This window comes from Mucilaginibacter sp. A5337 (assembly GCF_059690695.1).
This window is the reverse complement of the sequence record NZ_JCAWEC010000006.1, coordinates 450,336-470,608: the sequence shown is the minus strand read 5'-3', so window position 1 is coordinate 470,608 and position 20,273 is coordinate 450,336. Positions and strand designations below refer to the sequence as shown.

Sequence of the window (20,273 nt, the reverse complement as noted above, 5' to 3'; positions counted from 1 at the left end):
GATTGGTCAATAAAATAAAGAATATGAAAAAGTTTTTTTTCATAGGGGTTTTTATCTTACTATTATTTGTAACGGCGATTTATTATTATAATAATTTAGTTCGGAAAAACCACAGCATAGAATTCAACGGGAAAGTGGAAAAAGTTATTTACAGTATTAAAGGCGAACCAACTGTTTCGATCAATGGTAAGACATTTGACCTTCCAGTGAATCTTTGGGATTTCAGTCACAAAATCGAAAAAGGAGATTCGTTGATAAAATCTAAAGATTCCATGGTTATTAAATTAATAAAATATAAGACTGGACAAGTAATTTTTTTTAAATGATTTGTGTTTTAAACCTTACGAGTCTTGCCTGGGGACGAAATTTAGGATTAATATATGTTGTCTTGCGCTCCGGCACAAGTATGAAAACCTAGCGCGTTGTACCTTTAGCCTATATCCCGCACTATTGCCGGTCTTTCCGGGAGTGAATAGATTAAACTGGAACATTGGGCGGAGGCTGTTCATTTCAGGAGTTTGGACAGAGACGGTTGGCGGAATAATTTGTTTGAGGCCAAACCTTTCGACAGTATCTAACATCTCTCCCCCATTTAATAATTACATTATGATAACCAAACCTTTATTACTTATCACTATCGCAGCTTTAACAATCTTTTCAAGCTCCTGCAAAATGTATTACATCCCCGTTGATAGCTTCAGACAGCAGATGCCAAGTATAGAGACCGTAAACCTAAAACAGGTTACTACTAAAGATCCATGGGGACATAGAGAAACTTACAGCACCTATCCAATCGACTCGATAAAATGTTTTGATAAAGATGGGAAAGGTTATAAGTTAAAGAACAGCCCTTCTATAGAAATCCGATTCACATACGACGATAATAAGCGAACTACTTTTTACTTCGATCGTATTTGGGTAGTAAAAGATTCCGTTACAGGCATCCGGTCGCATTTTCTGATTATGAAAAAAAGTATATCATTAAATACAGTAAAACTGATTGAAGTGCAGGATGGGCACAAAAAATACCGGTATGTTAATTAAAACCTCAGTTCTTTTTTAAAAACCAAAGGAATAAAATATGTGTGCCCGCCTTATCTGATTTAATGACCGGATCATGCGAACAATGGATTTGAATTTAATTTTGATATTTCTTTGCAAATAGAGCCAATCAGAAAAAATACTTTTCAATAGTAAGGATTGCCGCACTTAACGAATCATTACCCGCGGAAGGATTTGCCATAATGGCCGATAACATTGCCCTGTATGAAAACAACACACAAATCTACGGCACGCATTTAAGGCTCAATAACGGTCAATATGAAGCATATGCCATAGCCGACGAATCTGGTGTCGATACCCGTCGCAACCAAATTGGCTTATGCAACTTAGCTGTTTACCTGCAAAACTTTAAGCCCTACAACCAACTATATTATTATATTAAATAGTTTGGTTGAGTCCCTTAAAAGAAGCACGGCCCCCGGCTGCTACCAATAGGAAATTTGTTAACCCTGCCATACTGATGATCGCAGTGTGTATGGTCGCGGTACATTTTTTGGTGTTGTGGCTGGCAGTTTACCACTAATGGTTGGGTAGTTTCAGTCTTATCAGGCTGACAAACTATCGTAGCTTGTTTTTTCATAACGAATCCCCCTGTTTAGATTATACTGATAATTGGTATAATAAATTTAACTATAAAAACACTTATTTACAATAGCTTTTATCAGAAAAATAATATTAACAGTTGGCTGCTTTAACTTAAGTCATTTATTGAACAAAGGATTTTAAAATCCCCTCTTGAGAGAGGGCGCGGAGGAATGAGTGGTAGCAGGGGTGTGTTTCTGCTACAAGCTTATCAAAGCAGAAACACACCCCTGCTACCCCTCTCAAGAGGTGAATCGCACATCCCTGGCGTTTTAATCTTACTGGAATTAAATAAAAACAGCCGGAGTATTATAATACCCCTGGCTGCTTAATAAGTGTCGCGTAATTATATTTTATTTACCCCTCCAAAATTGCAGGTAATGCAAGTTATACCCACCGTTGTTAGCCAATATTTTTATCTTATTAGTACCGGCTTTTAAAACAATGTTTTTAACAGCGATAACCTGCCATTTTTTTAACCCGCCGGTGTTGGGTACTGCCACTTCTTTTGCCTGGGTTGTATTGTTAACCAAAACAGATAGTTTGGCATCGTCGGTAGCAGAAGCCACTTTTAGGCTTATAGAATATACCCCCGGGGGTTTAACCTGTATAGTATACTGTGTCCATTCACCGGTTTCAATATGGTCAACATAATAGCTGTTGTATTGGGTAGAGTCCTTACTGATATCAACACCGTCATTACGGTAAACATGCCCCTTGTTGCCTACACCGGGTTTACCTGAAGTATGGTAGTCGGCGGTGTCGGTATCAAAATAAGCGTAACCGTTGCGGCCCAGATCATAGTCAACAGCATTGATCACTGTTCCGTTACCAATTTTATTGGCTTTAAATGGCCTGGTAACCATTGTGTGCGGCTGCCTGAAAATAGCATCGATCACATCATGGTGAATAATGGTATTTTCCAGTTTGGCATAAGTAGCCAGTTCGAGGGTGCCGCTATATGTATTGCTCTCATTAGGCTTATGCTTGCCGGTGTTGAGGTACCTGGCAACATCATCATAATTTAAATTTGAACGGATCTCCATCGGGTTGTTATTGCCCAGTTTTTTCAATGGCCATAACGACCAGCCAATATTGTTTTTCTCTAACAAACCAATAGCTTCGGTTAGCCAGGTATTTGAGTTTTCGCCGGTTTCGCCAAGCCATACAGGTATATTATACTGGTCGCGGGTTTTTACGATATGTTCAACCGATTTTTGATCATTAAAATTCCAGTATTTATGGAAGCTCAGCACCATGTTTTTATCCCATTGAGGTAAAATGCCGTTATAGTTATTTCCCCAGCCGTTCCCTTCAATAATGATGATGTGCTTTTTATCCACCTCGCGAATAGCCGCGGTAATATCAACCATCAGCTTTCTTAACGGCCCGTTCGTTTTCTCCTTTAAGCCGTTCTTATCATTTTGCGGATCATCAAAGCCCCAGTTTGGCTCGTTGATGATATCATAAGCGCCAATATTGGGCTCATTTTTATAACGCTCGGCCAGTTTTCGCCAAAGGGCGATGGTTTTTTGTTTATTGGCTTCGCTGTCCCATAGCGATGGTTTGTCGGGATCGCGATCGGAGATATTAAGATCATTGCCTTGTCCACCGGGAGTGGCATGCAGGTCAAGGATCAGGTACATGTGGTTGGCTTTACACCAGGCCAGCAGATCATCGGTCATTTTAAACCCCTTATCCAGCCAGGTGTTTTGTCCTGCTACCGGTTCTTTATCAACCGGCAGGGTATACAGGTTATAATGCATCGGGAGGCGGATGGAGTTAAATCCCCAGCGCTTCATCGAGTCCACATCTATTTTGCGGGTATTGTTGGCCAGCCAGGTATCGTAAAACTCTTTGGTTTCGGCAGGTCCCATTAATTCTTCCAGGCGCTCGCGGATGCGGTACTGGCGGCTGTCTTTATTAATGTGCAGCATGTAGCCTTCCTGCAGCATCCATCCGCCTAAACCCATACCGCGCAGCAATACATTCTGCCCTTTTTCATCAACTATTTTTTTGCCGTCGGCTTTTAAAAAGCCTGTTTGCGCATTGCCTTGCAGTGAGCAGAACAGGGCAGGGGCGGCGGCAAGCAATACCTTAATCCCTGTGTTTAACTTTATATTTTTTATTAACGATGTTAACATGTTGTTGTGCATTTAATTTTTTTGAAACAGTTCGTACTACCAGATATATGTTCCTACCGAACCTTTGTCGAGCTTAACAGCCAATATTTTTCCCTGGTATTTAATATTGAATTCCTGCGCATTATCGCCGGTATTGGCAACGATCAGTACTTTTTTGCCATCGGGGGTTTTGAAAGCTACATTAGGCAAAGTATCAGAACTGTTTGATGCGATACGAACCGAACCGGGGCGTACAAATTTGGAAGCATGGGCAACCGAATAGTAAGCCACATTTTTCTTAACCTCATTTTTATCAATGGTAACTGCACCCTGGCACATCGGGCAGCCGCCTCTGTCTGTATATGGTTTATATTCCGGGTCGGCAGCAAGGTTCCACTCTAACACATTACGGCTCCAGTTACGGGTAGCGCCTATGATGAGTCTTTTAACCGGCCATGCAATATTGATGGTGCTTTGATTTTCGGGCTCAACGGTCATCTGCTCGGTGAAGTAAATGTTTTTATCAGGATGCGCGTTGTGTACATCGGTAAGCGCTGAGATATCGCCGCCATACAAGTGGAAACCCGAGCCGTCTACATATTTGCGGGCGGCTGGATCGTTCAAGATGGAGATAGGATAGTCGGGCCTGTCGGCGTTATGATCGTAAACAATGATTTTTGTTTTAATGCCTGCTGCTTTAAACGCGGGGCCAAGATTATTTTTGATAAAGTCGGCTTCGTCCGGCGCAACCATCAGTAAGCTGGGGTTATTACCGGGATGTAATGGCTCGTTCTGAATGGTGATGGCATCAATATTAATTCCGTTAGCTTTCATACCCTGGATATATTTAACCAGGTACTCAGCATAAACCGGGTAACAATCGGGTTTTAAACGGCCGCCGCGGGTATCGTTATTGGTTTTCATCCATGCCGGCGGCGACCATGGTGAGCCCAGGATCTTAATAGCCGGGTTGATAGCCAATATCTGCTTCATTACCGGGATCACATCAGTTTTATCCGCGCCAAGGTCAAAATGCTTCAGCGTTGGGTCGGTTTGGCCATTGGGCATATCATCATAAGAGAATACTTTCTCATTAAGATCCGATGCGCCAATGCTCAGCCTTAAATAGCTGATGCCTATATCGTTCCCGGTAACGGCAAAGAGATTTTTAAGTAAGGCTGCACGGCTACCGGCACTCATGCGGATGATATGCATAGCACTTCCTCCGGTTAGTGCAAATCCAAATCCATCTATCGGCTGGTAATGCTGCTTATCATCAACAGTAATGGTAGTGCCGCCGGCTTCTCCGGTTTTAAATGTAAGCGACTCCTTTTGCTGTTCAAAAAGTACCGACCTATCGGCCTTTGTAAGCCATAAGCTTGCCTTTGTTGTTTGGGCGTTTATTGTTGCCGCCGAACCAAGCAACAAGGCACCTAATAAAATAGATTTAATTTGCGTGTTCATGAAACAGAGATTACAGGTATAGTGTTGGTGTAACAGGAATTAATAAGGCTGTTTGAAATTGGATGGGTAAAAATATTACTGTTTTTATTAAAACGTCGTAATTAATCGGTTACAAATTCGATAATCAGGTTTTGTAGTAGTTAAGAAGTGGCTTTTTATGCAAATTTGTTGTAAGATGATGGTTTGAAACCTGTTTAAACACGCTAAATTTAATTAGCAATTTAAAACATTTGGTTTTATGAAAAGATGTTTATAAATTCACGTACAACTATCTCATGAGTACTTCACATAAAAAGATTGTCATATTTGATGACGACGAGGACATCCTGTCTATTTGCAGTTATATTTTGGAAGAACAGGGATGGGAAGTACATACTTTCAGCGATTGCAATAACATTGTTGAAAAGGTGTCGGGCATTTTGCCCGATGTTATTATGATGGATAACTGGATCCCGGATTCGGGCGGGATAATAGCCACACAAACACTCAAAAAAACAGATCTCCTCAAAGAAATCCCGGTTATCTATTTTTCGGCTAATAGCGACATTCAGATCCTGGCCAGCCATGCCGGCGCCCAAACATATTTAGCCAAACCTTTTGATCTCGAAGACCTGGAAAAAGTGATCAATCGGGTGATTGCGGCGTAGGTTGGAGAGAGCCTTAATTCGAAAGAAAAAAGCGTGGGGCTGTGCGATTCCCCTCTCGAGAGGCTTCTGTTTACACATCTTTTAACTAAAAGAAAATGTCATTTCGATTGAGCAGGGATTGGCTGAGTGGGTGGAGCGAAAGAGAAATCTTATACGCCTTGTAGAGCCGGATGGATGGTTTAGAGTATGATGTATAAGATTTCTCCTCACCCAGCCGCGCAACCTCCGCTGGTTCGTTCGAAATGACAGTTGTTTTCGGAATGGAGCTCCTATTATTTCTTCTCAAACGATGCCAGCAGGTTCACATTCGGGTCTATCTTAACATCGGCCGGCTTGGCTTTTACTTTAAACTTTGCTGTCGTCGATTTTTCTTTCACCGGCACTGTCAGCAATTGCCCGTCAACAGAAACCTCTAACGAGAGGTTATAAACATATTCTTGGCTCTGAGTCACATTTATAGCGATGGTGCTGTCTTTTTCGTCATATTTCCAGCTAACAGCCAGGTTGGGGTGCCCGGCTGTGCGCAGCCATTGGGTAAAAAATTGCTTCAGGTCCTTGCCGCTGGCTTGTTCCATAACTTTCCTTAAATCATCGGTATTGGCGTTACCTCCCTGATATTTGGAATAATAGTTTCTTATACCTTTCCAAAAAACATCTTCACCAAGCTTACGCCTTAGCATGTGCAGTACCCAGCCGCCTTTTTGGTAGCTATTGGCGTTGAGCAATTGCATATACTGGGTTTTAACAGCAGTATCAACAACGGGGGTTAATCGCTTTTTTTCGAATTCCAGCACTTTATTTCTATCGTCCTTCAAACGGATTTTTAATGTATCGGCACCATATTTATTTTCGAGGTAAAGGTTGGTCATATAGGTAGCAAATCCTTCACTTAACCAAAGGTGACCGAAACTCTTTTCACTGGCGCCGTCGCCAAACCATTGGTGGGCAATTTCATGGGCCATCAACTCTTCTATATCCGGGCTTTTAACCGATTCTTCAAAGTAAAATATGGCACTGGCATTTTCCATACCACCAAAAATGGTTTTGGATTGCACGTTTGCCAGCTTTTCATAGCTGTAAGGGCCAACATTTTTTATAAAGTAGGGGAGGATCTCTTTTGCCACTGCATAGCTTTTAAACCCGGCTTCCTTACTTTCCGGAAAAACATAGGTGAAAAGCGGGATGCCGTTAACATCGCCAGGGCGATCAACAGCAAACTCGGCAACGCCAATAACCATCACTTTTGTCGGGAGGGCAACTGTTTCAACCCAATGGGTTAGCTTCATTTTTCCGTCGAGTTGCTTTTCTTCCGTTTGCAGACCGTTCGATACCACCTGGTAATGATCGGGCGCGGTTACAATAAAATCAACCGGGGCTTTATCGGCTATATTGTCAACGCAGGGTAGCCAGTTGTGAGCCCGGTTAGGCCAGTTATCTCCAAAAAAAGTCCGGTGACCAAACGCATTGGTGGATATGATCAAGCCATCGGCCGGTATGCCGCTGTAGCTTATGGTGTAATCGCGGGTATTTCCTTTGTACGCGCGGGTATTGATCTTTAATTGTTCATCATCTTGTGTAAACTTTACCGGCTTTCCATTTTCAGTTACTGCAGATACCAGCATACCCTTGCCATGTGCATTCTTTTTTACCAGGTCGAGGTTAAAACCTTCTGTACCATTCAAAAACTTTACCGAAACCGTGGCTTTTCCTTCTATATTATTATCAGTATCATTCAGTTTAATATCAAACGTATAATGTTTAACATCAATCGGCGCTCCGGGGGCCTGGGCAAATATTGGTGTGACAAATAGGGTTGGTATCGATAAAAGAACTAAAAATATCCTGCGCATATGCTTCCTTCAATTTGTAATGAACACAACAAAGCTAACAAAAACAGGCTTTTATATCTATCGCAGGAGCATATAGCTTATCACATTTTTTAACATTGCTAAAACGTTACATTAGCGCCTGTTGTAAATAAAAAGTAAAGGCCGTTCATTTTAGTTCCGGATACATAATCAACCTGGTTAAACGGCTTGATCAGGTAGGGAGTAAACAGGATCTGCCACTTGTTGATAGCGTAAGTTAAAGGCAGCGATCCGCTAAAGGCAAGCAGCTTATATTGCCGTACTTCGCGCTGGTTTTGCTGTGTTACGGTTTGGGTAATAATAGTTTGTTTTGGCTGATTAGGAAACAATATATTGATAGGCGTTTGTTTCTCCGGAACTTCTACCGAGCGGGTTACCTGCGATTCGGTATAATATGTTTGGTAAAATGATTGGGTACCGGCATACAGCGTGGCAGTAGGTGTAATTTTTAGGCCGCCTTTTTTATCCACACCTGTTTTCAGGGCAAAAATATCCTTTGATAATTCGGCCGTATTAACAATGTCATTGCTGTTGTTTTTATTAAATCTATAGCTAACCCCTCCTGTAAATTTTACAATATCATCGGGATTGGCATACAACTGCGCGTCGAGCGTGGCGTTGAAAGAGGAAAGTATTATAGGGCTGCTTTTAGTTATAAAATATTTAGTAGCCGATACATTGCCGCCATAATAGCGTTTTGCATCAAAGGTAAAAACATAGCCGGGAGTAACACTAAGCCCCTCGGTGCCCGATTTTGAACCATTAAGATCAAAATAACCGATAGCGCTTACAAAAAGCCCCTGTTTACCTACTAATGTAACCGAAGGAAGGAGGACAGGAACACTGCTCTCATCGCGCCGGCCTGCATAAGTAAGGTTTGACAGGTACTGCAGCCCTGCGTTTACAAACAACTCCTTGTTTTTAGCTGAAGTATCTGCTTTTTGCTGGGCATAAACTGTCGGGCCGGCCAAAACCAGCAGCAGGATAAGTTTAAGCTTTTTCATGATTAATGCTAATTAAAATAGTGCGGATAATCAAAAAGGCCGGTACCGGCCTTTTTGATTTGATATATGTTAAATGCTGTTATTGCTTAGCTATGCTCAATTTTGATGTGCTACGGCCCGAGGTTTTTACAGAGACCCTTTTTTTGCCTGCTTTTACAGTTGTGCCTGAAGTACTGCTACCCGCTGTAGAAGCGTTTATCTTTTTAGCGCTAACCGCAGCATTACCGGTGCTGTTTAGGTTGCCGGAAGAGGTTACACTTACCTTTTTGCTCATAGCATTTACGCCATTACCGGCGGCAACCGCTGTTTTATTCGCAGTTGTTGTAGCACCCGCTCTTAATGCGGCTGCATTGCTACTTACTTTTTCGGAGGTATTGGCGACAATACCTTCGGTTGTGGTTAATGCCTTTTCACCTGCTGCTGCAGCTCCGGCGGTATTTAGGCTACCTGCAGCAGCAGAGGTATTGCTGGTAACACCCGCCTGTGCCGCTGTTGTACCTGCTGCAGCATTTACGGTTGAAGCTGTACTACCGCTAACGTTGGCGGCCTGGCTTGCAGCTACACCTGTTACAGCCTGGTTGGTAGTTGCTTGTCCCTGGGCAGCGGTACGTGCTGCAACATTCTGGGCCTGGGCAGCAGCCTGATTGGTTACGGCAGATGTTGTGTTCACTGCCTTTTGCGCTATAGATGCAGCATTTACGGTAGGTGTAGCTACCCGGGTAGCTATTTTGGTAGCGGTAGTTGCACCGATATTAACCTGTGCCGAACTAACTTTAAATGCAAACAATGCTGCGGTAAATAAAACTGGCTTAATTAAATTTTTCATGGTCAAATATTTAGTTACTCATTGTGTTTGGAGTTGCTTTTATGCAATAGCCAAACTGTCGTATACACTAAATCAAAGGAAATGCCATTGCCCTGCAAATGACATTTTGATGACCAATAGAGCTTCGGGGTGTGAAAATATGCGTAAATGTGTATAATAATTTATACAACTGTTCATTTTGTTCATCGCCCTTTTAAACAAAAACGCCCCTTGTATTTTTTACAAGGAGCGTTTCAAAACACTTATCTAATAGTTTTTTACATCTTCGGCATCCTGCGCATCATGTTTGCCATCGCTGCCGGATTGCTCATTTGCTTCATTACCTTTTTCATATCGTCGAACTGTTTCATGAGGCGGTTAACTTCCTGCAAATCGGTACCCGATCCTTTGGCGATACGGTTACGGCGGCTTTGGTTGATGGTTTCAGGGTTAGCTTTCTCAAACGGGGTCATGGACTGGATAATAGCTTCAATAGCTTTGAAAGCATTATCATCAACCTCAACATCCTTCATCATTTTGCCTACACCCGGTATCATACCCATCAGATCTTTCATGTTACCCATTTTCTTGATCTGCTGAATCTGGCTGTAAAAATCGTTAAAGTCAAACTTATTTTTGCGGATCTTCTTCTGTAGCTCGGCAGCTTCTTTCTCGTCAAACTGCTGTTGTGCACGTTCAACCAACGATACCACGTCGCCCATGCCCAGGATCCTTGATGCCATACGATCGGGGTGGAAAACGTCAAGTGCTTCCATCTTTTCGCCGGTACCAATAAATTTGATAGGCTTGTTAACAACCGATTTAATTGATAACGCTGCACCACCGCGGGTATCACCATCCAGCTTGGTTAATACCACGCCGGTAAAGTCCAAACGGTCATTGAACACTTTAGCGGTATTCACAGCATCCTGACCGGTCATGGAGTCGACCACAAACAGAATCTCATGCGGTTTTACGGCGTCTTTTACCTGCTCAATTTCCACCATCATAGCTTCGTCAATAGCTAAACGGCCGGCAGTATCGATAATCACCACATTATTTCCGTTTTGCTTGGCCTGGGCTATACCTTCACGGGCGATAGCTACCGGGTCTTTCGAGTCGCGGTTGGCATAAACAGGGATGCCTATCTGCTGGCCTAATACCTCCAGCTGATCAATAGCCGCAGGGCGGTAAATATCGTCAGCAACCAGTAAAGGCTTTTTGTTACGTTGTGTTTTTAAGTAATTGGCCAGCTTACCGGTAAAGGTTGTTTTACCCGCACCGTTCAAACCTGCAATTAATATAATGGTAGGGGTAGCCGGAAAATTCAAATCGGCAGTAGTACCACCCATCAACGTGGTAAGCTCATCATTCATGAGCTTGGTAAGCAGCTGGCCTGGCGAAATAGATGTTAATACATTATTACCAAGTGCTTTTTGCCTTACATCATCGGTAAATGCTTTGGCGGTTTTATAGTTAACGTCGGCGTCAAGAAGGGCCTTGCGGATCTCCTTCATGGTTTCGGCCACGTTTATTTCAGTAATTGTTCCCTGACCCTTCAGGACCTTGAACGCCCTGTCGAGTTTATCCGAAAGATTTTCAAACATTATAAAAAACTTTAATCTTTTTTATGAGGATACAAAGGTATGATTTTGAACTATATTAACTCAATTACTTAGTAGATTAACTTCTACTCATTCTGAGTTATATAAACAAAACAGGCCTCATATTTATGAAGCCTGCCGATATTATAAAATATTTTTAAATCCGTTACGGGAACCGGTACAGCATGCCCAACCCAATCCCCTCATAACCCTGCGCGCTATCGGATGTATGTTTATCATATAACAACGTTCCGTTTACCGTTGCGCTAATTAACCTGTTTACTTTAGCTGTAAGCGTTAAGTCAACACGGTGGGTAATAAATTTTGGTGATTGAGCATAGGGGATAAACAACGCATAGCGGGTATTTAAATGAACGTTTTTTGCAATATCCTTATCAAACAAGGCGACCACCTGGAACGCAAGGTCATTTTTTACCGTCTTTAAGGTATCTACACCATAATTATCCGGTTGTTTTTTATGAATGTCATGATCAAGCACAAAAGTTTGCCTTGCAGTACCGGTACCCAAACGCAAATCGAACCAGGGTTTTGGCTTATACTCAAAACCGACCGATTCAGTGAGATAACCCGGCGACATAAAGTTTGAAATATATTGCTGATCGAACTTTCCATTGCCCAGATCAACATAATTAAAGCCTTTATCAAATTGCGACTCAAAGGTTAACGCACCGAAAAAGTACCAGCTTTTTGATAATTGAGAAGCTACTTTGTTATCAAAATAGATACGGTCTTGCGTTTTACGCTTGCCCTGGCCTTTATTTTTTGATACCCCATAAGTAAGGTTAAGCTCGGATACATAGCTGAACGGAGCTTTGTTATATTCGGTATGATATATAAAGTTTGAGCCTAATGCCACTGCACTTACACCACCGGCCGCATAATTGTTGCTAAACGCCGACTGGCTAAAGTTTAAGCCAAATGTGATTACTTTTTTCCAGTAATTTACTTTGTAATCGAGCATGGTAACCGGCACCATTTCGCGCTGGATCTGTATGGGGCGAACCCGGGTGGGGATGGCGTTTTTGCGGGAATTGATCCGGTATTTATTGAGTACTGCAGTATCTATTTTAACAGTATCTTTTTTCAGGGTATCGGTTTGTGCTTTTACTGATAAAACACACGTGACTGATAATGCGAGTATTAGTAATCCCGGTTTTGTTTTTAACATAGTAAACAAATTAAAGCAAAAATCTCCTTTTTCACCTACAATAAACAAAAATGTTGCCCCAGGGTTTAATCAGGCTAACAAGTTTTGCGCAAAAATATTGGAATTTCAGGATATTAAAATGAAGCTTACATTAAGGTTTGTGAACCTTATTCGCGGCCAAGGTCCTTCTTGCTGTCTTCGGGCGTAACAAGCGGGGTAAGGGAATAAGGGCGTTTCTTATACTTTAAAAAACGGTTGAGGTTGGTTTTAATGGAGGCTATAAACTCATAGTCGCTGGCGGTTTTTACCAGGTAATAGCCCGGGCGGTACCGCAGCATGAAATCGGTAAGCTGCTGATCTTTTAAATTGGTTATGGCGCCCACATAAGTTCGGTTAAAACGATAGTCAATAACACTTTGCTGATAGTCTTTCTCGATAGTTTCGCGCAGGTGAGCGGCATTTCTTCCGCTTCGGCTTAACGCATTGTAAATAGCATCAATACTTAAACCCGCACCTCCCGGCCCAAAGCTGAGCAGATCTTTGCTATTAAGCGGGCCAAAGATTTTGGTATAATCGTTTTTGGTTGCAGCAAGCCGCTTTTGCGGGTTAAGCAGGGTATCACGCACAATAACTTCTTTAAGCTGTATGGCTGTGCGTTTCATATAAACAGCCAACGATTCACCGCCTTGTATTTTCAATGTATCAGGGTGATGATCGGATTTTGTAAAAACAAGCACATCGCCGGGTTGGGCTTCAATTTTAAATTCGCCCTTAAAGGTGTTGTAAATGGATTTGCCGGTGGTAATATTTTGTACGTTCACTTTGGCAATGCGGTCCTTGCTGTCTTTATCAAACACAACGCCGTCAACCGTTTTTTGCTGGGCAAAAACTTTAATTGCAGGCAGGGCAGTACATATTAAAAGCGTCCAAAATTTCATTGAGGATGCAAAAATACGTACTGCGCAACGGGAGATCATACAATTTAACAACAATTAACTTTTTGAATGTAGAGTCAAGATGTCAGGAATCAAGATACAAGACAAATTCGAAGATAGTGGATCTCCTTACGTCTTGGTTCTTAATTCTTGCCGTCCTGATTCTATCCCTCACTTTACAACAACAAGCTTCTGGCCAATTTTAATGCCATTATCACTCATACTATTTAACGCTTTCAGGTCGTCGACAGTTATTCCAAAACGTTTAGATATGTTGTATAGTGTATCTCCCTGTTTTACGGTGTAGATCTTATCGTCGGGCGGGGTTTTGGAAAGGGTATCTTGTGCGGGTTTATTGATGTTGTTATTGATCTGGGCCAATACGCGGTCTTCCCGTTTAATTTTAGCTATTTCGCCTTCAGGACGGTCATATTGGGCGAGGTTGTATTTTTCGATGATATTGATCAGCAATTGCGGGTAATTGGGGTTGGTGGCATAACCGGCCTTCTTTAAGCCATAAGCCCAGCCTTTATAATCATCTTTATCCAGCTCGAAAAGTTTGGCGTAGTTTTTACGTTTTAAAAAATTGGAGTGATCGCGGAAAGAGTCCTCAGGGTTGTCATAAACGCGAAAGCAATCATTCACGTTGTCATCGTCCTTATAATAGCTCTTACCGGTCCAATCACTGGTACATTTTATGCCGAAGTGGTTATTGGCGTATTTAGCCAGATCGCTGCTGCCTGCACCGGATTCAAACAGGCCCTGACCAAGGGTAATACTGGCCGGAATACCATACTGGTTCATTTCCTGAATGGCTATTGCCTTAAAGCGTTCAATATATTCTAAAGAAGTGTATGATTTGTAATTGGCAACAGCATCTTTATTCGCTTTTTGGATGCTATTGTTATTTCGCCTTGCATCACGATTGGATACCGTCGAAGTTTTTTTACGGGCAGAGCATGAGCTAAAGCAGGCTACGGCAATAAACAAGTATATAATTTTTCGCATTATGCTTAAATCTTATGGAGTGGCGTATAAATAGCGGCCAAATTAAGATTTATAAACGTAATTATTGTTGTTTAGTTGTCGCGTCGGCCAGTTGTGTTTGGGTTGCCGGGTTTTCATCCAGATCGTTCAGATTATACCTATTGATGATTCCCAAAACCTGTGATGCCCATTTGCGGCTACCGGCATAACCGGCACGCTGAATGCCTTTTGCCCAGCCTTTGTAATCATAATGGGTAAGTGCGTCGGCCAGGTGACTGAACTGTTTACGCTCGGTCATGATGCGGGCAAAATCCTGGAACGAATCAAAAACCGAATCGTAACGTTTGTATGAAGTACGAACCTTTTTGTTGTGTTTGGTATAAACTACAGTGTTATACCCTTTTACCCCAAACTGATTATTAAGGTTTTGTGCTATTGTACTGTTGCCGCAGCCCGACTCGTGCATGGCCACGCCTAAAACGATGCTTGCCGGGATGCCGGTTTCGTGCATGATGCGAATGGCATCATCTTTAAATTTATCAATGTAAGATAGTGAGGTATTTTTCTGTGCTGAAGCAGCTAATGTTGAGATCAACAGTGTTGTAATCAGTAAGATTTTCTTCATAATTTATTTTTTTCTGATAACCAGCAGCCCGTCGCGTACTGGCAGGATCAATTTTTCTATCCTGCTATCAACAGCTATCTGGTCATTTAGTTTGCGAATTCCTTGTGTATCGGCATCTTTTTCGGGGCCATACACCTTTCCTTTCCACAAAACATTGTCAATTATTATTAATCCTCCGGATCTGACTTTGTCAAAAACTAATTCAAAGTAAGTATAATTATTCTTTTTATCCGCATCTATAAACACCAAATCGAAAACATCTTCCTGTAAATCAGCAATAATAGCCTCTGCCGGCCCAAAATGCAGCTTTATTTTGTTTTCAACATCTGTTAGTTTAAGGTGTGAATTGATGATCTCCTCCATTTCGCGGTTAACTTCAATGGTATGGAGGATGCCGTCTTCGGCCAAACCTTCGGCCAGGCAAATAGCCGAGTAGCCTGTGTAGGTACCTATCTCCAGGATGCGCTTAGGCTGCACCATTTTACTTAAAAAACTAAGCAACCTACCCTGGTAATGCCCCGATAACATGTTAGGTTTTAACACCTTGATATGCGTTTCGCGGTTGAGCTTTTTAAGCACTTCCGGCTCCGGGTCGCAATGGTCATCTAAGTAAGCCAATAAGGCATTAGGGAGAATATCCATCCTACAAAACTACGAATTTTATTTTTAATGGAAATTCAGAGCTCTTTTGAAGGTGCCATTACTCCAGCTTCTTCCCTTTACTCAAACCTTTTATACTATTCTCGGCGGGTAAATCCTCAGGCATTGTTCCACCCAATTCTTTTATGGTTTGTCTTACCTTCTTGCCAACCTCATAATGAGTTTTATTTGCTTTATCTTTTCCTTTTATCTGCTCTCTTTTTAACTTTTCTTCTGTTTGAGTGGCACGAAAAAGGTTTGCTGCCAATTCTGTACTTCCCATGTGATCTAATATGTTTTGACTCTTTTTTAAATTCTTCTTAGCATGAATCTCTTTAGCGCCTAATCCATCATATAACCCCATATATCCGTGATTCTGAAAAACAGCATATTCCCGCGGCTGTATCACACCGGCATCTCGCGCTGCATCCGCAAGATGCTTGTTATGCTCTGCCATCTCTCTTCTTAAATACAATCGCTTTTCTTCTTCACTTTTTAATTGTTCAAACCTTTGTTCAAGGATTTCCTGTTTCCTTGTTTGAACAGCAAAATAGGTTTGACCTTGAGCGACAACTTCTTTGGCAGGATCAGCATTTTGAATGATCAAATAGCATGCGTACCTCGAAAGATGTAAATCGCCTATATCCCGTTTAGCACCTTTAGGCAAATCTATCGTTTTCTCCACTCGGGGAAAATGATCATCTGGCTCCTGTCCGGCATTTTTACACGCTTCCTTTGCCTTAGCAATTACGTTTAAAAATTTATCCCACTTAATATAATCCAGTATTTTAAAAAGCTCCCTTCCACTCCAATATTCCTGCCCAATACTATTTAAGTGTTTAATTTCTTCAAAAACGCTTTTATTTTCCATAAATTAAAAATACACTTTATTTTAAAAATACTAAAAAAAATAGCAATTTATTCAGATATTCCTTTCCATCCAACTCTGCAATAATATCACTGCCGATATCGTATCCACCAGCTCTTTATTTTGCCGGTTCTTTTTGTTCATGCCGCTTTGAGCAATGGTTGCCGACGCCATTTTGGAGGTAAACCGTTCATCAATCATTTCGATGGGCATTTCCGGGAAAGTTTTCTTTAACAGGTTCACAAAGCCTTTTACATGAATAGCCGATTGAGAGGGTGTATTGTCCATCTGCTTTGGTTCTCCTACAATAAAGCGCTCCACCTGTTCTGTTTGGAGGTATTTTTTTAGAAACTCAATGATATTATTGGGGTGGATGTTGTCAAGCCCGGTCGCGATGATCTGCAGGGGGTCGGTAACTGCTATGCCTATGCGTTTAGTACCGTAGTCGAATGCCATTATTCTCATTTGGTAAAGATATGAGATGTGAGATATGAGATGTGAGATTTTTTGAAGATGATGGCTGTCTCCATCAAATAAATCTGCTCCGCCATGCCATTCCAGTCTCAAATCTTACATCTCATATCTCACATCTAAAATCTAATTACTATTTTGCACCAAATGCAGTTTAAAGAAATAGTAGGACAGGAAGCAACTAAACAACGATTACTTAACACGGTGAGCGAGAACCGGGTAAGTCATGCGCAATTATTTTTAGGCCCCGAAGGTTCGGGCAGCCTGGCGCTTGCTGTTGCTTATGCGCAATACCTTTCCTGCGAAGACAGGCAGCCTGGCGACTCATGCGGGGTATGTGCATCATGCCGCAAATACCAGAAATTGATGCACCCCGATCTGCATTTTTCATATCCGTTCTTCGCAAAACATAAAGATGATACTGCGCTTACTTTTATTGAGCAATGGCGCGGGGCTTTAACTATCAATCCATATTTAAGCCTTGATATTTGGCGCGGATACCTGGATGCCGAAAACAAGCAGGCCAACATCAACATTGCCGAATGCCACCAGATCATCAAAAAATTAAGCTTTAAACCTTTTGAATCGGAATACAAGATCCTGATCTTATGGTTACCCGAATACCTGGATAAGGAAGGGAACGCACTCCTTAAAATTATTGAAGAGCCGCAGCCCAATACATTATTTTTATTAGTAGCCCAAAACCAGGATCAGATCCTGAACACCATATTATCGCGTACCCAACTGGTTAAAATACCTGCATTGGAATACGATGAAATTAAAGAACATTTAATAAGTAACCACCATCAAACCGAAGAAGCGGCTGCCGAAATGGCCTATCTCAGCAACGGCAACATGACCGAAGCGCTGGCCATGCTACAGCAGGATAACAAAAGCTATCACGAGCTGTTTGTACAATGGCTGCGCTATTGCTTTGGCAATAAAGGCATTGAGGTTATGGCTTTTGTGGAGCAGTTTGCTAAAATGGGCCGCGAAAACCAGAAAAACTTTTTGCGTTACGGCACCAGCTTTATCCGCGAATGCTGTTTACTGCTTGCCGGGGCCGGTAGCCTGGTACATTTGCCGGCAAAAGAACTGGATACAGCTCAAAAAATGAGCAATGTGCTGAGTATAGGCAAATCGCAAATGATTATTGATGAGCTGGAAAAGGCGCATTATCATGTGGAGCGCAATGCTAATCCCAAAATCTTATTTTTAGATGTATCTTTACAAATTATTAAAATACTAATTAATAAAAATGTCCCTGCGGGGAATCAATATATGCCAAGTTAATTATGGGATGTGGAAGTTGCTCAACAGGTGGCGGATGTTCGCCTGCGGGCTGCAAAAGTAACGGCAGTTGCCTTACTAATGGTTGCAGCAAATTAGATGTTTACGATTGGCTTGCCCACATGGACATGCCGACTAACTATAAGCCTTTCCAGGTTATTGAAGTTAAGTTTAAAGGCTCGCGCAAGGAGTTTTATTTAAACAACGATAATATTTACCTCGAAGCCGGCGAGCTGGTGGCTGTTGAGGCTACTACCGGAGGGTATGATATAGGCCATGTTTCGCTTACCGGCGAACTGGTGCGTATGCAAATGGTTAAACGCCACGTAAAGGAAGCCGACGTAGTAAAAAAGATCTACCGCAAAGCTACCGTTGCCGATGTTGATAAATGGAAAGCTGCCAAAGATATGGAATGGGAAACCATGCACAAATCGCGCAAGTTAGCCCTTGATCTTAACCTGAGCATGAAGCTGAGCGACGTAGATTACCAGGGCGATAAAACCAAGGCAACCTTTTATTACACAGCCGAAGGCCGCGTTGATTTCAGGGAACTGATCAAGAAAATGGCCGAAACCTTCCGCATCCGTATCGAGATGAGGCAGATAGGTATGAGGCAGGAAGCAAGCCGTTTAGGCGGCATAGGTTCATGCGGCAGGGAGCTGTGCTGCTCAACCTGGCTTACTGATTTTAAAACTGTATCTACTTCCGCTGCACGTTATCAAAACCTATCGTTAAATACCTTGAAACTGGCAGGCCAGTGCGGTAAGCTAAAATGCTGCCTTAACTATGAGCTGGATACTTACATGGATGCATTGAAATACATCCCTGATAATGTAAACATACTTAAAACCCAAAAAGGTGATGCCCGCCTGCAAAAAACCGACATCTTTAAAAAGATGATGTGGTTTAGTTATCCCGGCGAAGAATCATGGGTTCCGCTGCCCATAAAAAAGGTTAAAGAGATCCAGCAGCAAAATAAAGATGGTGTAATTCCTGAAGACCTGGGCGAAATTGTTGAGATTGAAACAGCACCGGCAAAAGTGCTTGATTACGAAAACGTAGTAGGCCAGGATAGCCTTACCCGCCTTGACGAGCGCCGCAACAACAATAAAAAGAAAAACAAAAACCGCAATAAAAACCAGAAACCCGGAGGCCAGGCACAAGCCGATGGCAAACCTGCTAATCAGCAGCAGCCGCGTCCGCAGCAGCCTCAGCAGGGATCAGGTAATACGCAGGAAAAACCGGCTCAGCAACAACGTACTGAAGGAAACCGCCCGCAACAACATAACAAGCCGCAGGGAAACAAGCCTCCTCAACAAAACAAACCACAGGGAGAGGCGAAGCCACAAGGCGAAGCTAAACCACCAAGGGAACCAAGGCCACAGGGAGAGCCAAAACAACAGCAAGGCGAAGGAAAACCGCAGGGAGAAGGCAGCGGTAATAATAACAGGCGCCGCAGGCCAAACCGCCCAAACCGCAATAATAATAACAACAATCAACAGGCAAAACCTGAATGAAACGGGCTTTAAATATCATTTACCCGGCAGCATTGTTACTAATAACGATGCTTGCCGGTTCATGTACCGATCCTAACAGCATCATCGATACCAATACCGAAATTGCCGATCATAACTGGTCGTACGTTAACCGTGCCAATTTTGATGTTAAAATTAATGATGAAAAAGTTGCCTATAACCAATATCTCAATTTACGGGTTACCGGCAATTATAAATACTCCAACATTTTTGTACTGGTTAACCAGATCTCACCCGATAAAAAAGCACATACTACACGTTTTGAAGTAAAACTGGCCAACCCCGATGGCGAGTGGCTGGGCAAAGGATCAGGTAACCTGTATAGCTACCAGGTGCTTTTGCGTAAAGATTACCATTTCCCGGCAAAAGGTGTTTACCGTTTTCAGATAGAACAAAACATGCGCGATAATCCGCTGCATGAAATCAGCGATGTGGGGTTAAGGGTGGAGAAAGCGCAATAATTTAGGCAACTTGGAGTAATGAGCCAGGCCTAATAATTTCCCTGCCAATATTCTGCGCAACCATTTTATCACTATAAGGCACCTATCGTTTCTCATTTTTGAGCACGAAGCAAGCAGCACGCTTATCGATATTCC

Annotated in this window: 19 protein-coding genes and 1 pseudogene; 7 read left to right on the top strand and 13 right to left on the bottom strand. The window is 42.3% G+C overall.

Features of this window, described 5'->3' with window-relative positions:
* Positions 1 to 23: 23 nt before the first annotated feature.
* From AC59JO_RS22465 to AC59JO_RS22455, 3 genes and pseudogenes are all read left to right on the top strand, one after another.
* Complete coding sequence (locus AC59JO_RS22465; protein WP_413670501.1) at positions 24 to 326, top strand: hypothetical protein; 303 nt, start codon at positions 24 to 26, stop codon at positions 324 to 326.
* 280 nt (positions 327 to 606) lie between these two features.
* Positions 607 to 1,044 carry a hypothetical protein gene (locus AC59JO_RS22460; protein ID WP_413670502.1) on the top strand — a complete coding sequence of 146 codons (438 nt, stop codon included), beginning with the start codon at positions 607 to 609 and terminating at the stop codon, positions 1,042 to 1,044.
* 134 nt (positions 1,045 to 1,178) lie between these two features.
* Positions 1,179 to 1,448: pseudogene (locus tag AC59JO_RS22455) on the top strand (DUF6624 domain-containing protein); the annotation flags it as partial.
* 549 nt (positions 1,449 to 1,997) lie between these two features.
* On the opposite strand, the gene AC59JO_RS22450 reads toward AC59JO_RS22455, so the two are convergent.
* Together AC59JO_RS22450 and AC59JO_RS22445 are read right to left on the bottom strand one after the other, a co-directional pair.
* Positions 1,998 to 3,788, bottom strand: a complete 1,791-nt coding sequence (locus AC59JO_RS22450; protein WP_497308123.1) for a cellulase family glycosylhydrolase — start codon at positions 3,786 to 3,788, stop codon at positions 1,998 to 2,000.
* Between the two features lie 36 nt (positions 3,789 to 3,824).
* Positions 3,825 to 5,231 (bottom strand): glycoside hydrolase family 30 protein, encoded by a 1,407-nt coding sequence (locus AC59JO_RS22445; RefSeq protein ID WP_497308121.1) that lies wholly within the window; start codon positions 5,229 to 5,231, stop codon positions 3,825 to 3,827.
* A 275-nt stretch (positions 5,232 to 5,506) separates the two neighbouring features.
* On the opposite strand from AC59JO_RS22445, the gene AC59JO_RS22440 reads away from it, so the two are divergent.
* Complete coding sequence (locus AC59JO_RS22440) at positions 5,507 to 5,878, top strand: response regulator (protein ID WP_413670505.1); 372 nt, start codon at positions 5,507 to 5,509, stop codon at positions 5,876 to 5,878.
* 272 nt (positions 5,879 to 6,150) lie between these two features.
* Here AC59JO_RS22440 and AC59JO_RS22435 read toward each other — a convergent pair whose 3' ends face one another.
* From AC59JO_RS22435 to ruvX, 11 genes are all read right to left on the bottom strand, one after another.
* On the bottom strand, positions 6,151 to 7,728 hold the full coding sequence (locus AC59JO_RS22435; protein WP_497308119.1) for a M1 family metallopeptidase: 1,578 nt from the start codon (positions 7,726 to 7,728) through the stop codon (positions 6,151 to 6,153).
* Positions 7,729 to 7,826: 98 nt separating this feature from the next.
* Positions 7,827 to 8,750: a hypothetical protein gene (locus AC59JO_RS22430; RefSeq protein ID WP_497308117.1), complete on the bottom strand. Its 924-nt coding sequence runs from the start codon at positions 8,748 to 8,750 to the stop codon at positions 7,827 to 7,829.
* A gap of 79 nt (positions 8,751 to 8,829) precedes the next feature.
* On the bottom strand, positions 8,830 to 9,576 hold the full coding sequence (locus tag AC59JO_RS22425; protein ID WP_413670508.1) for a hypothetical protein: 747 nt from the start codon (positions 9,574 to 9,576) through the stop codon (positions 8,830 to 8,832).
* Between the two features lie 257 nt (positions 9,577 to 9,833).
* Positions 9,834 to 11,162 carry a signal recognition particle protein gene (gene ffh / locus AC59JO_RS22420; RefSeq protein ID WP_413670509.1) on the bottom strand — a complete coding sequence of 443 codons (1,329 nt, stop codon included), beginning with the start codon at positions 11,160 to 11,162 and terminating at the stop codon, positions 9,834 to 9,836.
* Positions 11,163 to 11,325: 163 nt separating this feature from the next.
* Positions 11,326 to 12,348 (bottom strand): DUF3078 domain-containing protein, encoded by a 1,023-nt coding sequence (locus AC59JO_RS22415; protein WP_413670510.1) that lies wholly within the window; start codon positions 12,346 to 12,348, stop codon positions 11,326 to 11,328.
* A gap of 146 nt (positions 12,349 to 12,494) precedes the next feature.
* The gene (locus tag AC59JO_RS22410; RefSeq protein ID WP_413670511.1) at positions 12,495 to 13,265 is read right to left on the bottom strand and encodes a peptidase associated/transthyretin-like domain-containing protein; all 771 of its coding nucleotides are present in this window, start codon (positions 13,263 to 13,265) and stop codon (positions 12,495 to 12,497) included.
* A gap of 168 nt (positions 13,266 to 13,433) precedes the next feature.
* On the bottom strand, positions 13,434 to 14,270 hold the full coding sequence (locus AC59JO_RS22405) for a glucosaminidase domain-containing protein (protein ID WP_413670512.1): 837 nt from the start codon (positions 14,268 to 14,270) through the stop codon (positions 13,434 to 13,436).
* A 61-nt stretch (positions 14,271 to 14,331) separates the two neighbouring features.
* Positions 14,332 to 14,874 (bottom strand): glycoside hydrolase family 73 protein, encoded by a 543-nt coding sequence (locus AC59JO_RS22400; protein ID WP_413670513.1) that lies wholly within the window; start codon positions 14,872 to 14,874, stop codon positions 14,332 to 14,334.
* A gap of 3 nt (positions 14,875 to 14,877) precedes the next feature.
* A complete protein-coding gene (locus tag AC59JO_RS22395; RefSeq protein ID WP_413670514.1) occupies positions 14,878 to 15,516 on the bottom strand; it encodes an O-methyltransferase in 639 nt (212 codons plus the stop codon).
* A gap of 58 nt (positions 15,517 to 15,574) precedes the next feature.
* Positions 15,575 to 16,384, bottom strand: a complete 810-nt coding sequence (gene dinD, locus AC59JO_RS22390; RefSeq protein WP_413670515.1) for a DNA damage-inducible protein D — start codon at positions 16,382 to 16,384, stop codon at positions 15,575 to 15,577.
* A gap of 51 nt (positions 16,385 to 16,435) precedes the next feature.
* Complete coding sequence (gene ruvX / locus AC59JO_RS22385) at positions 16,436 to 16,846, bottom strand: Holliday junction resolvase RuvX (protein WP_413670516.1); 411 nt, start codon at positions 16,844 to 16,846, stop codon at positions 16,436 to 16,438.
* Between the two features lie 153 nt (positions 16,847 to 16,999).
* On the opposite strand from ruvX, the gene AC59JO_RS22380 reads away from it, so the two are divergent.
* The 3 genes from AC59JO_RS22380 to AC59JO_RS22370 are packed head-to-tail and all read left to right on the top strand — an operon-like array spanning position 17,000 to position 20,138.
* Positions 17,000 to 18,145, top strand: coding sequence for a DNA polymerase III subunit (locus tag AC59JO_RS22380; protein WP_413670517.1), 1,146 nt, complete (start codon positions 17,000 to 17,002; stop codon positions 18,143 to 18,145).
* A gap of 2 nt (positions 18,146 to 18,147) precedes the next feature.
* Positions 18,148 to 19,659, top strand: coding sequence for a regulatory iron-sulfur-containing complex subunit RicT (gene ricT / locus AC59JO_RS22375; RefSeq protein ID WP_497308112.1), 1,512 nt, complete (start codon positions 18,148 to 18,150; stop codon positions 19,657 to 19,659).
* The gene (locus AC59JO_RS22370) at positions 19,656 to 20,138 is read left to right on the top strand and encodes a gliding motility lipoprotein GldH (RefSeq protein WP_413670519.1); all 483 of its coding nucleotides are present in this window, start codon (positions 19,656 to 19,658) and stop codon (positions 20,136 to 20,138) included. Before ricT ends, AC59JO_RS22370 begins: the two co-directional genes overlap by 4 nt.
* Positions 20,139 to 20,273 lie beyond the last annotated feature (135 nt).